Consider the following 16,080-nt stretch of genomic DNA (forward strand, 5'->3'; position numbering starts at 1 on the left):
CTCGTCCGCAGCGGCAGATGTGTTTTAGTGTCTTGTGTATCCCCCGCATCCCATCTAAAATGTGTGCCATCCATTGGGGTTGGCCGCCTCATTCCCCTTTTTTGTATCATTGTCGCCGGGCTACGCCAGGCCCACGCTTTGTATATTCCCCTGGCGACCTATGGCTGCGCACCGCTAACGCGGCGCTTACCATAGGCTAACGTTGTAGACGCCCCCAGAGGGGCTATGCGCTAACGCGTTGGGTTGCCATCGCCTCCCGTGCTTGTTGTGCTATCCACATATCCCCTTATTTGCCGTTCGTTTGGGTTTTTATCGCCCCAAAAATGTATGCCTCGTTGATTTCATTTGCAACTCCCCGCGTTAGCGCATAGCCCCTCTGGGGGCGTCCACAACGTTAGCCCCACCCAAGAGCCGCGTTAGCGGTTCGCAGGGTGGGGTTGGGTGGCTCCACCCCGTCATGCCTGGCGTAGCCCGGCGACACGCCCCCGTTATTGTACCATTAGTCGCCGGGCTACGCCAGGCCCCCGCTTTGTATGTTCCTTTGGCGACCTATGGCTGCGCACCGCTAACGCGGCGCTTACCATAGGCTAACGTTGTGGACGCCCCCAGAGGGGCTATTCGCTAACGCGTTGGGTTGCCATCGCCACCCCTCCAAATGTATGCCCTCCATTGGGGTTGGCCGCCTCATTCCCCGTTATTGTATCATTAGTCGCCGGGCTACGCCAGGCCCACGCTTTGTATGTTCCTCTGGCGACCTATGGCTGCGCACCGCTAACGCGGCGCTTACCATAGGCTAACGTTGTAGACGCCCCCAAAGGGGCTATGCGCTAACGCGGGGAGTTGCCATCGCCTCCCATCCAAAATGTGTGCCCTCCGTTGGGTTGGCCGCCTCATTCCCCTTTTTTGTATCATTGTCGCCGGGCTACGCCAGGCCCACGCTTTGTATGTTCCCCTGGCGACCTATGGCTGCGCACCGCTAACGCGGCGCTTACCATAGGCTAACGTTGTGGACGCCCCCAAAGGGGCTATGCGCTAACGCGTTGGGTTGCCATCGCCTTCCGTGCTTGTTGTGCTATCTCCATTTCCAATTTTGGATTATCCGTGCCATCGGATTCTCCATCCGCGCTATTCGTATGATATCCGGATTTTCATTTTCCCCATGCCCCTTGTGTGGTATCCGTTGGGTTGCCATCGCATCCCCATCCGTGCTTGTTGTGATATCCACATATCCCCTTATTTGCCGTTCGTTTGGGTTTTCATCGCTCCAAAAATGTGTGCCCTCCGTTTTGTTTTCATTTGCAACACCCTTGTTTGTTGATTTCATTTGCAACTCCCCGCGTTAGCGCATAGCCCCTCTGGGGGCGTCCACAACGTTAGCCCCACCCAAGAGCCGCGTTAGCGGTTTGCAGGGTGGGGTTGGGTGGTCTCCACCATGTCATGCCTGGCGTAGCCCGGCGACTTAACATCCACAAATTCATCGCTCCCATCCGCTAATCTTCCACAAATTCACCCGCCTCTCACCTAAATACATACACCTCCATCCCCTAAACACACACATCCATCGCATCCACGTCCGGGGGGTGGAAACAAAAAAATCATCCGTCCCCGGCGATGGGGACGGATGACGTCAATATGGTATGTGGCGATTAAACCGGGTAAAAAGATTATTCGATATAGCCGAATGCGCGGAGCTTGTTGTCGCGGTTGCGCCAATCCTTCTCGACCTTCACAAACAGCTCAAGATACACGTGCTTGCCGAAGAAGGTCTCGATATCCTTGCGCGCCTGGGTGCCCACCTTCTTGAGCATCGTGCCGCCCTTGCCGATGATGATACCCTTCTGCGAGTCGCGCTCCACATAGATTACGGCCATGATATGGATACCGTCCTCCTTTTCGTCGAACTTCTCCACCACCACCTCGACCGAATAGGGCACTTCCTTGTCGAGATTGAGCAGCAGCTTCTCGCGGATTATCTCCGTCACGAAGAAGCGCGCCGGCTTGTCGGTAAGCGCATCCTTGCCGAAATATGGAGGAGCCACGGGGAGCAGCTCTACGATGCGCGCCATGAGGGTGTCGGTGTTGAAATGGAGCTTGGCCGAGGTGGGGAACACTTCGGCATTGGGAAGCAGCTCCTTCCAGCGGGCCACGGTCGCCTCGAGCTCGTCCTGCCCCTTGAGCAGGTCGACCTTGTTGATGACCAGCAGCACCGGCACTGTCTCCTTGGCCACCTTGGCGAGGAAATCGGCGTTTTTGGTAGGGTCCTCGACCACGTCGGTCACGTAGAGGAGCACGTCGGCGTCGGTGAGGGCACCCTCTGAGAACTCGCGCATGGCCTCCTGCATCTTGTAGTTGGGCTTTAGCACGCCGGGGGTGTCGGAAAACACAATCTGGTAGTCGTCGGTGTTGACGATACCCATTATGCGGTGGCGTGTGGTCTGGGCCTTCTGGGTGATGATTGAGATGCGCTCGCCCACGAGGTCGTTCATGAGCGTCGACTTCCCGACGTTGGGGTTGCCCACGATATTGACGAAGCCTGATTTATGATTTTCGTTCATTAGTGTCTTGAATTTTGGTTGTACTCTACCTATAACGTCCGAACGTCCGCTTAAGTTGCCCGGCCGTGGGAATGACTCTTACAGGTGCTTGTCGCCGTAGGTGAGTTTCACGTCGTTGACGTAGAGCTTGATGTGCTGCTCCTCCGATTTGGGGCATATCAGCAGCACGTCGCCGGCATCGGCGATGATGTAGTCGTGGAGACCGTTGGCCACCACAAGTTTCTCGCCCTTTACGGCAAAGATATTGCCCGACGAGTTGTAGGCAAGCACGCGGCAGTTCTGGGTCACGTTCTGGTCGCGGTTTTTGGGCGAGTTGTCGTAGAGGGAGCTCCATGTGCCGAGGTCGTTCCAGCCGAAATCGACACACTCGACATACACGTTTGACGCGCGCTCCATCACGGCGTAGTCAATCGATATGTTGACACACGAGGGGAATTCGCGCTCGATAAACTCGCGCTCGCGCTCCGTGCCGAAGTCGCCGAGGCCGCGGTCGAAGGTGGCTGTCAGGTCGGGAGCATGCATATGCATCGCCTCAAGAATGGCCTTGGCCGACCAGAGGAATATGCCGGAGTTCCAGAAGAACTCGCCGCTCTCCACAAACACCTTCGCCAGGTCGAGGTCGGGCTTTTCGGTGAATGTCTTCACCTTGAGTATGCCGTCGGTGTCCTCCACGGGGCTTCCTATCTGTATGTAGCCGTAGCCGGTTTCGGGGCGTGTGGGCTTGATGCCGAGAGTGAGCAGGGCATTGTTGTTCTCCACGAACGAGAATCCGCGGTCGATCGAGTTGATAAACTCAAGCTCGCGGGTGATGAGGTGGTCGCTGGGGGTCACTATCATCGATGCCTCGGGGTCGAGCGCATAGATATGGTTGGCCGCCCATGCAATGCATGGCGCTGTGTTGCGGCGCGCCGGTTCGAGGAGTATCTGGTGGTCGGCGAGTTCGGGCAGTTGCTCGCGCACGAGTGGTGCGTAGTGGTCGTTGGTCACGATAATCACATGCTCTTTGTCGACGAGCGGCAGTATGCGGTCGTACGACATCTGGAGCAGCGAACGTCCGGTGCCGAAGAAGTCGATAAACTGCTTGGGGCGGTCCGCACGGCTGTAGGGCCAGAATCTGGAGCCTATGCCTCCGCACATAATCACGCAATAACGATGTGGATTGCTCATAGAGGTTGGTAAGTTGATGGGAGAAATGAGATAAGTAAAATTTCGGGATTTAGCAGCCGGCGGCGGCTTAACGGTCCTGCGCGGGGCGGAATGAGTAGAATCTCGATTCGCCGGTGCGAGGCAGTGCCACCAGCTGTATGTCGGCGGCGAAGTCGGCCGGAGTGTCGTTGCCTTCGCCTACTTTCAGGCCTATCCCCTCGAGCGCTTTTCTCGACTCGTCGAGGGCCTTCTCGGGTGTATTGTTCTCCTGCGAGAGGTGGCAGAGGAACACGTTTTTAAGCCTTGGGGTGTATATCTCGGCCAGATAGCGTGCTGTCACGAGATTGTCCATATGGCCGTTGTCGGTCTGTATGCGAGCCTTCAGATACTCGGGGTATGAGCCGTGGCGCAGCATCTCAAGGTCGTAGTTCGACTCGATGACCAGATAGTCGGTCTGGCGCATATAGTGGTCGACGCGCGGCGATATGCATCCGAGGTCGGTGGCGATGGTGAATGCGCGGTCGTCGTGCTGGATGAAGAATCCGGCATTGTCGTTGCCGTCGTGCATTGTCTCAAACGCCGTTATGGTGAAGTTGCCTATCGAGAAGGGTATCTCCTTGTATATGGCCACATGGTAGTCCTTCAGGCGGCGCGACACACTGTGGCGCCTCATGATACCGCTCAGGGCGCGTGGTGTGCAGTATAGCGCCATGTGCTGGTGTTTGCGTAGCAGGGTGTAGACACAGCGCATGTGGTCGCTGTGGTCGTGGGTGATGCATATCCCTTTCACGTGCTGCATGTTGATGCCGTGGCGCCGCAGGGTGTCGACCACTGTGGGCGCGTCGACACCGGCGTCGACGAGAAATCCGCTCTGTGAGTCGCCGATATAGCAGCAGTTGCCCGACGAGCCCGACCCGAGCGACATGAAGCGTATGCGGTTGGGCACCGGTCTTGCCACCACGGGGCCAAGGGGAGATGACGGCGCCACCGGGCGCGGAAACGCGTTGAGCCCGCCCTCGAGCAGAGTCGAGGGGCGCGCTATGTCGGGCTGCACCGTATGTGGGGTATATGGCGTACGCTCCTGGTCGTCAAACAGACCGGGGAATTCGGGGGTTGTGTATTTGGATCGTTTAGCCATATCTTCTCGGTGGCGGTAGGTGGGGTTATGCTTTGTATAGCAGGAATATTGTGGGTATCTTGTCGTAATTGTACTCTGCGCGCGCCCATGCCGACACTGGACGTGTGACGATGGACTGACGCGGCCCGGTGATGTCGGAGGCCACGCAGAGCAGCATGTCGGAGGGGAGAGTGGCCGCAAGCTCGCGTATGAGGCGGTTGTTGCGGTATGGAGTCTCGATAAAAATCTGGGTCTGGCTGTTGCGCGCTATGCGTTGCTGCATGTCGCGTATGGCGGCTGTGCGGCGGTGGCTTTCAATCGGCAGATAGCCGAGAAAAGCGAAGTTCTGTCCGTTGAATCCCGAGGCCATCAGCCCCATTATGATGCTCGACGGGCCTACGAGCGGCACTACCTCTATGCCGTGGCGCTGGGCCAGGGCCACTATGTCGGCTCCCGGATCGGCCACTCCTGGACATCCCGCCTCGGATATCACTCCGCAGTCGGCACCGTCGAGAATGGGGCGCAACATGGCGTCGACCTCTTCGCGCCGGGTGTGCTCGCTCAGTTCGACCATCGTAAGGCTGTCGATGTCGATAGCCTTGTCGCACGACTTGAGGAAGCGGCGCGCCGAGCGCAGATTCTCGACGACAAAATAGCGCAGCGCGCGCACTATGCCGGTGTTGTAGCCGGGAAGCACGCGTTCGGGCGCTGTTTCTGACAGAGGGACGGGTATGAGATAGAGTCGTCCGGCCATCAGAATCGGATTGTGCGGTTTGACATGCCCGGCTGTGAGGATGCCGGCGCAGAGCCCGACGAAAGCGGTGCCTCGCTGTTGCGCGACAGTACGGCGGCGGCCACCGAGCCGGGATTGGAGCCCTTGCGTCCTATCTCGCGGATTTCGTTGGCGGTATTGGCGTTGCGGTTATGTGTCGGACTCTTTTCGAAGGCCTCGATAAAGCGGTCGTCGTCCATCTGCGAGGGTGTGAGGACAATGAATTTGGCCTTGGTCTTCTGCTCTACCATGCCGGCCACGGCCTTGTCGCCATATTCCTGACGGATGCGTTCGGTGGCGTCGGATGAATTCTTGTTTTCGCCGAAGTCGATTTTGTCCTTCTTTCCTCCGAAGAATGTAGAGCGGGTGTTGTCCTTGGTGTCGTTGATTGTAATCTCGAATCCGGTGGCGAGGATGGTCATCTTCACCCGGTTTTCGAGAGTGCGGTCGTAGTACATACCCCAGATGATATCGACATCGGTGTCGATTGAGCTGATAAACGATGTGAGCTCGTCGGTCTCCTCCATCTTGAAGTCCATGTCGGGGTTGATGTAGATGTTGAAAAGGAGCTTCTTCGACGAGAGCACGTCGCGGTTCTTGAGCAGAGGAGAGTTGAGCGCGTCCTGTATGGCTTTTGTCACACGGTTCTCTCCCTCGCCGTATCCGGTGGATATGATTGCGGCGCCGCCGTTGCGCAGGGTGGTATCCACATCGTTGAAGTCGAGGCGGATATGCACATCCTCCCATGTAATCAGCTCGGCAATCGAGCGGGCTGCGGTGGTGAGGGTGTCGTCGGCTTTCCCGAAGGCGTTGATGACGTTGAGGTCGGGATATATCTCGTTGAGGCGCTGGTTGTTGATGATAAGCATCGCATCGACATACTTGCTCATCTCCTCGGCACCCTCAAGAGCCTTGATAATCTTCTTGGTGCCCTCGAAGAGGAAGGGGATGGTGACGATACCGATGGTAAGGAGTCCGCGGTCGCGCGCGATACGGGCCACAACGGGCGACGCACCGGTGCCTGTGCCGCCACCCATGCCTGCTGTGATAAACACCATCTTGGTCTTGTCGTTGAAGATTTCGGCAATCTTCTCGGCGCTCTCCTCGGCTGCTAATCTCGCCACATCGGGCTTGTTGCCTGCGCCGAGACCGTTGCCAATCTGTACCTTGGTGGGTACCGGCGACTGCATCAGTGCCTTGCGGTCGGTGTTGAGCACTACGAACGATACATGCTTTATGTCCTGCCGGAACATGTGGCTGACGGCATTGTTGCCGCCACCGCCTACGCCGAGCACCTTTATGATAACGTCTTCATCCTCACCGGTTGCAAATCCGGCATCATATGCGTTGGGTATGTCTTCGATTGTCATGTCGGTAATAATCAGTGGATAAGAGATTTGATGGACTTGCGGATGGCGGGTTACTCGTCATTGTCGTCAGGCTCCTGGAACCATTTGCTGAGGCGTCCCATGAAGCGGTCGATCGACGAACCTCCGTTGCCTTTGTTTTTCTCCTTTTTCTTGTCGCGGTTTTTCTTGGGATTTATGCCAGGACCATCCTCGTCATCGTAGGCTGAATCGACGGCTACGGTAGGTTCGGGCAGTTCGGTGCATTCCTGGGGCACTCGGGCCGCGATGTTCAGAATCGATATGACATCCAGGGTGTCGATACTCTGGAGCCTTGGGTCGGATATGCGTATCTCGGGAGGGAGGCTGCCGAGGCGCACCTTCACATTGCTCTGCTGCGACTGGAGCAGCTGGGGGAATCCGCGCAGGCGCGAGCCGCCGCCTACCAGTATGATTCCTGCGGGGAGGTCGTTGGCAAGAGACAGTCCGGAATATTTGGGCTGTTCGATAATATTGGCCGCAATCTCACCGGCGCGCGCGCGTACATAATTGTTGATTTCTACGGGGTCGCCGTCGAAGTCATGTTTGCGTATGCTCGGCTCGGTATTTATGGCGTCGCCGATGTTGCGCTTTATCTCTTCGGCCTTTTCTTCGGTGTAGCCGAGGGTCATTATGTCGCGTGTGATGCAGCGCGAACCTATCGGTAGGGTCGCGAAGTAAGTCATGAAGCCGTTTTTGTAGATGCTTACCGTGGTTGTCTCCGCACCGAAGTCGACAAGCATGCATCCGAGCTTCTTCTCGTCGGAAGAGAGCACGAGGCCTGCGAGCGCGGTCTGGCGCACGAGTATCCCCTTTATGGCCAGCTGCTGGCGGTCGGAGATGGCGCGCACGAGATTTTTCTGCACCATCGGCTTGCTTGTGATGAGGTTGAACTCGGCGTGTATGTCGCGGCCGAATGTGCCTCTGGGGTTGGCTATGTCCATGTTGTCGACGACAAACTGGCGTGGGAGCACCTGCACGACCGTGCGGTCGGAGAATGCCTGTGCGCGAGCCTCGTCGTTGAGCTGGCGCAGTACATCGGCTGTAATCTCTGTCTCCTCGTTGTAGGCGCGCTGCACTGTGGCCGAGGCTCCCATTGTAGAGCGTCCGCCCAGGGCCACGTATACGGCCTTTATCTTGCGGGGGTGTATTGTCTGGTGGTTTTCGAGCTTGAGCTTGAGCTTGCTGATGCGGTTGCTGACCTCCTCGACGTTCTGCACCGCTCCGTAGCGGACCGCGTCGATAGCGCATTCCTCTTCAACTCCGAGCACGGAGAGTGTGCCGGTCTCGTCTACCCGGCCTACTGCGGCGCGGATGTGTGAGCTTCCTATCTCGATTGCTGCGATATATGTCGGTTCCATAGTTGGAATGTAGTTTTACTGTGTTGTGATTGATGAGGAGGAATCAGGAGTGATTGTTCTTTTTTCCGTTTTTTTGTGCGGCACTCTTTGGAGTCGTTTTTTTCGGTGCTCCCGGAGCGTTTTTTTCAAGTGTGAGCTTGGGGCGTCGCATTGTGTCGGCGATGGCTGCCACTTTGTGGGCCGGTCTTGTCTTTATCGACTGGTTGTCGGATATGAGTACCGAGTCGCCTACGAGCATTGTCCCGACGTCGGGCGCTTCGCGTTCGGCTTCGAAATCCACCGCGCTTATGGCAGTGTTGAGTTTCTTCGCGCGTCGCGTCGCGACAATCTGCCCCTTCCATTTAACCGATATGGTGTCATAAAAGTTCCAGCCTTTTACCGGAAGTATCTCCCGATAGGCTCTTTTTATTCGTTTGAACTTGTCGGGGAGGTTGTTTATGTCGCCTATATTGATTACGTGACCATGAATCATCGGCACGAGAATCACATTTTTAGGGCCGTCCACTTTCACACATGTAATCAGCGCCGACCATGCCGAGTCGGAGCTGATATAGCGCAGAAGAGGGAGCATGTCGACAGCACTCATTGTCGAGTCGAACCGACCGTAGATAATCGGCGCGTCGGTATGGTAGCGTGCGGTGGCAGATATGCGTTTTCCATCCTTGTTGATGTAGTAGGAATGTTTTCCTTCGAATATCCTGGCCACGGGCTGCATGGGAGTGACGTCAATGTTGACGGTACCGTCGGTGAGCTTTGTGCATACGGCGCGCTCGATTTTGTCGATATTGTTGAGCAGGCGCTCCATGCTGTCGGTGTTAATGTCAGCGAGGCGGCGTTTCGACGGGCTTTTAGCCATGTTCCCAAGTTCGTAGGCAACCTCGCGGGCTGTGACGAAGTGGGAGCCTCTGGAGTCGTCGACCTCGATGTGAAGTCCGCGGCACATCATCTCGTCGGCGCGGCTGTGCGACCAGGATACGGCTACCGCCACGTAGGCGAGCAGTAGAAGTGTGATTATGCAGCGTACTGTTTTTTTCATTGTCTTATGTCGGAGGAGAGATGGGTATATATGCGTTAAGTCGCTGCATGTCAGCCATTGTGGCCGACAGCATCGACGATTGCGGGAAGGCTGGCGCATATGTCGCCGGCCCCTGCGGTCAATAATATCTCAAAGTTACAACTTTTTATTGTTTCTGTCAAATTCTCTTTAGAAATCATTATTTTGTCGGGAGTGGAGATACGGTCGAATATGATTTTTGATGTCACCCCCTCGATAGGCTCTTCGCGTGCAGGATAGATGTCGAGCAGTATCACTGAGTCGGCCATTGACAGGGCTTCGGCAAACTGCGGAGCGAAGTCGCGGGTGCGGGAGTAGAGGTGGGGCTGGAATGCTACGGTCAGTTTGCGGTCGGGATAGAGGGCCTTGACCGAGGCAATCGATGCCCGCAGTTCGTCGGGATGGTGGGCGTAATCGTCGATTATTGCCCGCGATGGCTCACGCAGCCAGAATTCGAAGCGGCGTTTCGCACCCTGGAATGTAGCCATGGCCTTGCGTATGTCGTCGTCGGATATGTCCTCGCCTGTGAGGAGGCATGCTCCTATAGCGGCTACTGCATTTTCGATATTGATATCCACGGGTACGCCCAGGTCGATGCCGGTAATGGTGCGGCCTGGGGTTACGAGGTCAAACGACAGATGGCCCTCTCCACGGCGTATGTTGGCGGCATGGAAGTCGCCCTCGTCGCGGGAGTAGGTGAATACCTCTACGTCGGCTCCCTGACGGGGCTTGAGCTTCAGTCCGGTGTGGAGCAGCAGTTTGCCGCCGGGCTTTATCAGTTCGGTAAATCGGGCGAAACTTTCGAGATAGGCCTCTTCGGTGCCGTATATGTCGAGATGGTCGGGGTCGGTGGCTGTGACTACCGCGACATAGGGTGAGAGATGGTGGAACGAGCGGTCAAACTCATCGGCCTCGATTACAGAATAGGGCGATGTGGCGCTGAGCATCAGATTGCTGCCGTAGCCGCGCAATACGCCTCCGAGAAATGCGTTGGAGCCGATGCCGCACGTATGCATCAGGTGGGCTGCCATTGACGAAGTGGTGGTCTTGCCATGGGTGCCTGAGAAACAGAGCCCCTTGGAGTCGCGTGTGATGGCGCCGAGCACTGCCGCGCGCTTGATTACTTCATAGCCGTTGTCGCGGAAGTATGTGAGCTGTGGATGTGAGTCGGGGAGAGCGGGGGTATATACTACAGTCACTTCGTCGGGACATCCGCGGAAGTCGGCCGGGATAGCCTCGGCAGAGGCGTCGAATGTAATCTCCACACCCTCGTCGTGGAGAGCGCGGGTGAGGTCGGATGGAGTACGGTCATATCCGGCCACACGCAGCCCTTTTGACAGGAAATAGCGTTCGAGCGCGGCCATTCCGATGCCTCCTGCACCGGCGAAATATATCTTTTTCTTAATCATTTTCTGTCTGTTACAATCGAAATAATACGGTCGACAATCTTTTCGTCGGAGTCGTGAAGCGCCATCTTTGCGGCGTTACGTCCGAGTCGTGCGAGAGCATCTTTATCGGCAAGGAGCGAGGTGAGTGCTCCGGGAAGTTCCCGGCAAGCCTCCGAGTCAAGAATCATTACCGCCGCGTCGCGCGATGCCAGAGCTTCGGCATTTTTACGCTGGTGGTCCTCCGCTACATTGGGCGAAGGAATCAGTATGGCGCTCTTGCCGAGTAGCTGGAGCTCGGATATGGTGCCTGCGCCTGCACGCGATACGACAAGGTCGGCGGCACGGTAGGCGAGATCCATTCTCGAGATGAAGGGCACGGCTTTTACCGTGTCGTCATGGCCTGCGGCTATGGCGGCACACTGGTCGGCATAGTACTTTCCGGTCTGCCACAGGATGAAAGCACCTGCATTTCGGGCTGCGTCGAGCGATGCGGCTACCGCCTCGTTGATTGTGCGGGCTCCGAGCGAGCCGCCCACAACGAGTATGACAGGCCTGTCGGCAGGGAGCCCCATCTCACGGCATGCCTCGTCGCGGCTTATTGCCGAGGCTTCTGTGATTGCCGAGCGCACGGGATTTCCCGTCAGCAATATCTTGTCGGCCGGGAAGAAGCGTTCCATTCCGGGGTATGCCGTACATATTGCTTCGGTCTTGGCGGCGAGCAGTTTGTTGGTGACTCCGGCATATGAATTCTGCTCCTGGATGAGGGTGGGTATGCCATGTTTCTGCGCTTCCTTGAGCATCGGGCCGCTGGCATATCCGCCCACTCCTACGGCTATATCGGGCCGGAAGTCGCGCAATATCTTTTTTGCCATGCGCATCGAGCGCCATAAGCGCATCAGTACGCTGAAATTGCGCCACAGACGCTTGCGGTCGAAGCCGCTTACCGGGAGTCCGACAATCTTATATCCGGCAGCCGGGACGCGCTCCATTTCCATGCGCCCTTCGGCGCCCACAAAGAGTATCTCTACGTCGGGCATACGCCGGCGCAACGCATTGGCTATTGACAGTGCGGGAAATATGTGGCCGCCTGTGCCACCCCCGCTTATAAGTACTTTCATAGGTCGGTATGTACTATCTCAGTTCTACTGGGTTGCTGGCACGAAGTTCTTCGGGTAGGGCGTTGAGCTCTTCCTTTATCTGCTGCGATGTGCCGTTCTGCACGGCGGTACGGCTTACGCTGAGCATCATGCCGAATGCTATTGATGTTATGAGAATCGATGTGCCACCCTTGGAGATGAGCGGCAGCGGCTGTCCCGACACCGGGAAGGTGCCGGTGGTTATAGCCATATGGAACAGGGCCTGCAATACTATCATGACCGCCAGCCCCATCAGCAGGATTACAGGGAAGGCGCGGTGACACCTCTGTGCTATCATTCCCGCTCGGGCAAGCAGTGTGAGATAAAGTCCGAGCAGGAGAGTGCCGCCAATAAACCCGATGTCCTCGAGGATAATGGCGTAGATGTAGTCGGAAAATGCGAGTGGCAGACGGGCTGTCTCACGCGAGTTGCCGGGGAATACACCGAAGAGGCCGCCGTTGGCCTGAGCCATGTAGGATAGCATCTCCTGTCGGTTTTCGGCGGTAATCTCCATCTCATACTTTGGAATGGAATCGCCGAAGAAGCGGTCGAGACGTTTTGTCCATGTGCCTTCGCGTGCTCCGGCCACACTCTCGGTGCCTCCGGTCTGAGCCACGGCCTCTGTCAGCTCGGACTTCTTTTCATGGGAGGAGCCGAGAAACTTGTATGCCACCACACATCCCATAAGGAACGCGAATACAGCTCCGAGCATAAGCACCTTTTTCCACTCAGTGCCTCCAATCAGTATCATGGCGGCGGCTATGCCTGTGAGCAGAATCGTGTTGGTGAGTCCCTGGGGCAGGAGTAGCGCGCAGAATATGGTTATGACTATCCCGGAGATTACCACGGCGCGAGTCTCCACGCCTATGCTCTTGGCTTTCTGGGAGGTGCCCATTATCTTCGCTATGGCCAGTACGGCCGACATTTTGATGAATTCAGCTCCCTGCAGGGCAAGTGGTCCGATTGTGACACTGCGGCGTGCTCCGTTGATGATATCGCCGAAGAATGTGATATATATCATCAGCAGCACGGAAAATCCTACGAATACGTAGGCCAGCGCATAGAACCATTTGTAGTGCATCCTCTCAAGAGTCCACACTATGCCGAAGCCGGCGAGGAGCATGCTCAGGTGTCGCACGATAGGGCCATAGACACCGGCCGACGCTACTTCGCGCGACGAGGCGCTGTACAGCTCGATGATAGAGATTATACAGAGGGCTATGTATACGCCCCATATGTATTTGTCGCCGTGGCGTCGGAATGTAGAGGCCGTAGACGAAGGTATGGCCTTGGTAGCTGCGGCGGCTATATTGCCGAAGGGGTTTGATTCGGTTGTTGTCGTATTGTTGTCGAGTATCATTGCCGGAGAGCTGTGGGGTGGAGTGAGGCCCGGGTGGAAGTATATGATGATTTGGGAGGAGCGGGATTATTTCTTAAGAGCTTTTACAGCATCTTTGAACCGGCATCCGCGGTCCTCGTAGCTTTTGAACAGGTCAAAGCTGGCGCAGCATGGCGACAGCAGGACGGTATCGCCGGCGGTTGCCAGCTCGGCGCATGCGTCGACAGCATCCTGTAGAGAATGAGTGTCGCGGATTACCGGCACTTTGTCGCCGAAGAAGTCGATGATTTTCTCGTTGTGGAGTCCCATTGCCACGATTGCCTTTACTTTGGTGCGTACGAGCGGCTCGATTTCGGAGTAGTCGTTGCCTTTGTCTTTTCCTCCGAGGATAAGGACTACGTTGCCTCCGTGGGGCATGCTTTCGAGGGCATACCAGCATGAGTTGACGTTGGTGGCTTTGGAGTCGTTGATATAGCGCACGCCATCAATATCGGCGACAAATTCCAGACGGTGCTCCACACCCTCGAAGTCCTCCAGGGCGCGGCGTATGTCTTCTTTGCGTATGTTGAGCAGACATGCCGACAGTCCGGCGGCCATAGAGTTGTAGAGATTGTGCAGTCCGTGGAGCGAGAGGTCCTTGCGCGGCATTGCAAGGGATGTGCGCGGGGTGTTGATGATGAGGTTGTCGAGTGAGTCGACATATGCTGCGGCGTCCTCGCCCATATGCTCGCTGAACGGGTATTTGGCGGCTTCTATGGTAATCTGTCGCAGCTGAGCCTCGATGACGGGGTCGTCCTGCCAGAAAATGAATGCGTCCTCGGGGGTCTGGTTGCGGATGATGCGGAACTTTGCGTTTATATAGTTCTGCATCTTGTAGTCGTAGCGGTCGAGATGGTCGGGGGTGATGTTGAGCATCACGGCGATGTTGGCCTTGAAGTCGTACATGTTCTCGAGCTGGAACGAGCTCAGCTCGATGACATAGACGTCGTGGTGCTCGCGTGCTACCTGCAGGGCGAGGCTACGGCCTACGTTGCCGGCGAGCCCGACATTTATGCCGGCTTCGCGCAGTATGTGGTATGTCAGCAGTGTTGTGGTAGTCTTGCCGTTGGAGCCGGTGATACATACCATCTTGGCGTCGGTGTAGCGTCCGGCGAATTCGATTTCTGATATTACCGGAATACCCTTTTCGGCGATTTTCACCATTATAGGGGCCGTAGGGGGTATGCCGGGGCTTTTTACTACCTCGTCGGCGTTGAGTATGAGGTGTTCGGAGTGTCCGCCCTGTTCGAACGGTATGTTTTCGGCTTCAAGCTGCGCGGCGTAGCGAGGGGGGATGTTTCCGTAGTCGGAGAGGAATACGTCCATCCCCTTTTCTTTTCCGAGGATGGCGGCTCCGACTCCGCTTTCTCCGCCTCCGAGTACAACCAGGCGCTTGCGATTATTTGTCGAGTTGGATGTCATATTGTAGTGTCTTGTTATCTGATTTTGAGGGTGACAAATGTGATGACCGCGAGCATTATGCCCACAATCCAGAACCGTGTCACGATTTTCGACTCGGGAATAGCCTGCATCGGTTTCTGTATCAGGGCCGTGACGACTCCTCCCTGCTTCTGGAAATGATGGTGCAGGGGGGTCATCTTGAACACCCTTCGCCCTTCGCCGTAGCGTTTTTTGGTAATCTTGAAGTATGCTACCTGGATAATCACCGAGAGGTCTTCGACGAAGAATATCGCGCATAATATCGGAAGGAGCAGTTCCTTGCGTATAAGAATGGCGAATACGGCGATGATGCCGCCTATAGTGAGGCTTCCGGTGTCGCCCATGAATACCTGTGCGGGGTATGCGTTGTACCAGAGGAATCCTACGAGAGCGCCGATAAACGCGGCCATGTACACCACCAGTTCTTCGGAGCCCGGGATGTACATAATATTAAGGTAGGAGGAGTATATGACATTGGCTCCGAGATATGCCATTATGGCGAGTGCCGTGCCTATGATGGCCGAAGTGCCTGTGGCGAGTCCGTCGAGTCCGTCGGTCAGATTGGCACCGTTGGATGTGGCCGTGACCACAAATATCACCACGAACACAAAGAGTACCCACCCGCCGGCTATTGCTCCGCGTCCCATCCAGGATGTGAGCCAGGAGTAGTCGAAATTGTTGTTTTTGACAAACGGGATGGTGGTCTGGGGAGTCTTTACATCTTCCTGTACATACTCGATTACCACTTCGTTGTTCTCGACATTGCGTACCTCGACATTCTCGCGCATCACGATGTCGGGGCTGAACACCATTGTGAGGCCTACCATGAGTCCGAGTCCTATCTGGCCTACAATCTTGAATTTTCCTTTCAGTCCGTCCTTGTCGTGGCGGTGTACTTTGATATAGTCGTCAAGGCCGCCGAGCACACCGAGCCACAGCGTGGCAATCAGCATCAGGGCCATGTAGACGTTGCCGATATTGCCTACGAGCAGACACGGCACGAGAATGGCGATGATGATGATGACGCCACCCATTGTAGGGGTGCCTGTCTTCTTCATCTGGCCTTCGAGACCGAGATCACGGATTATCTCGCCTACCTGCATCATCTGCAGGCGGTCGATTATTTTACGGCCGAATATCACGGCGATAAATAGCGACAGCACCAATGCGCATCCGCTGCGGAAGGTGATGTAGTCCATCAGGCGTGCACCCGGCACGCCGAAATCGTCAAGCCACTGGAAAAGATAGTATATCACTGCGTATATTGGAGGGGGAGTTAATTTATAGTGGGGGAGGGATGAGGTGTTTACTGGAGGAATTCTTTTACTACCTCGCGGTCGTCGAAGTG

At 56.2% G+C, this 16,080-nt stretch carries 12 protein-coding genes; all 12 read right to left on the minus strand.

The window, feature by feature from the left end; genetic code table 11:
- Positions 1–1,664: 1,664 nt before the first annotated feature.
- A complete protein-coding gene (gene era, locus K2I50_RS04520; RefSeq protein WP_301025035.1) occupies positions 1,665–2,555 on the minus strand; it encodes a GTPase Era in 891 nt (296 codons plus the stop codon).
- A 78-nt stretch (positions 2,556–2,633) separates the two neighbouring features.
- Positions 2,634–3,722: a mannose-1-phosphate guanylyltransferase gene (locus K2I50_RS04525; protein WP_301025036.1), complete on the minus strand. Its 1,089-nt coding sequence runs from the start codon at positions 3,720–3,722 to the stop codon at positions 2,634–2,636.
- Positions 3,723–3,789: 67 nt separating this feature from the next.
- Entirely contained in the window at positions 3,790–4,839 is a 1,050-nt protein-coding gene (locus tag K2I50_RS04530; protein WP_301025037.1) for an MBL fold metallo-hydrolase, read from the minus strand.
- A 25-nt stretch (positions 4,840–4,864) separates the two neighbouring features.
- Positions 4,865–5,572 carry an SAM-dependent methyltransferase gene (locus tag K2I50_RS04535; RefSeq protein ID WP_301025038.1) on the minus strand — a complete coding sequence of 236 codons (708 nt, stop codon included), beginning with the start codon at positions 5,570–5,572 and terminating at the stop codon, positions 4,865–4,867.
- The gene (gene ftsZ, locus K2I50_RS04540; RefSeq protein ID WP_301025039.1) at positions 5,572–6,960 is read right to left on the minus strand and encodes a cell division protein FtsZ; all 1,389 of its coding nucleotides are present in this window, start codon (positions 6,958–6,960) and stop codon (positions 5,572–5,574) included. Before ftsZ ends, K2I50_RS04535 begins: the two co-directional genes overlap by 1 nt.
- A 50-nt stretch (positions 6,961–7,010) precedes the next feature.
- Positions 7,011–8,336 (minus strand): cell division protein FtsA, encoded by a 1,326-nt coding sequence (gene ftsA, locus K2I50_RS04545; RefSeq protein WP_301025040.1) that lies wholly within the window; start codon positions 8,334–8,336, stop codon positions 7,011–7,013.
- A 43-nt stretch (positions 8,337–8,379) separates the two neighbouring features.
- A complete protein-coding gene (locus tag K2I50_RS04550; RefSeq protein ID WP_301025041.1) occupies positions 8,380–9,372 on the minus strand; it encodes a cell division protein FtsQ/DivIB in 993 nt (330 codons plus the stop codon).
- Positions 9,373–9,422: 50 nt separating this feature from the next.
- Positions 9,423–10,799, minus strand: coding sequence for a UDP-N-acetylmuramate--L-alanine ligase (locus K2I50_RS04555; RefSeq protein ID WP_301025042.1), 1,377 nt, complete (start codon positions 10,797–10,799; stop codon positions 9,423–9,425).
- The gene (murG, locus tag K2I50_RS04560; protein ID WP_301025043.1) at positions 10,796–11,896 is read right to left on the minus strand and encodes an undecaprenyldiphospho-muramoylpentapeptide beta-N-acetylglucosaminyltransferase; all 1,101 of its coding nucleotides are present in this window, start codon (positions 11,894–11,896) and stop codon (positions 10,796–10,798) included. The genes K2I50_RS04555 and murG overlap by 4 nt, the downstream gene beginning before the upstream one ends.
- A 13-nt stretch (positions 11,897–11,909) precedes the next feature.
- Positions 11,910–13,274 (minus strand): FtsW/RodA/SpoVE family cell cycle protein, encoded by a 1,365-nt coding sequence (locus K2I50_RS04565; protein WP_301025044.1) that lies wholly within the window; start codon positions 13,272–13,274, stop codon positions 11,910–11,912.
- Between the two features lie 66 nt (positions 13,275–13,340).
- Entirely contained in the window at positions 13,341–14,714 is a 1,374-nt protein-coding gene (murD, locus tag K2I50_RS04570) for a UDP-N-acetylmuramoyl-L-alanine--D-glutamate ligase (protein WP_301025045.1), read from the minus strand.
- Between the two features lie 14 nt (positions 14,715–14,728).
- Complete coding sequence (gene mraY / locus K2I50_RS04575; protein ID WP_301025046.1) at positions 14,729–15,988, minus strand: phospho-N-acetylmuramoyl-pentapeptide-transferase; 1,260 nt, start codon at positions 15,986–15,988, stop codon at positions 14,729–14,731.
- Between the last annotated feature and the right edge of the window lie 92 nt (positions 15,989–16,080).

It is taken from the genome of Muribaculum sp. (assembly GCF_029051885.1).
In the GTDB taxonomy this organism is placed as follows: domain Bacteria; phylum Bacteroidota; class Bacteroidia; order Bacteroidales; family Muribaculaceae; genus Muribaculum.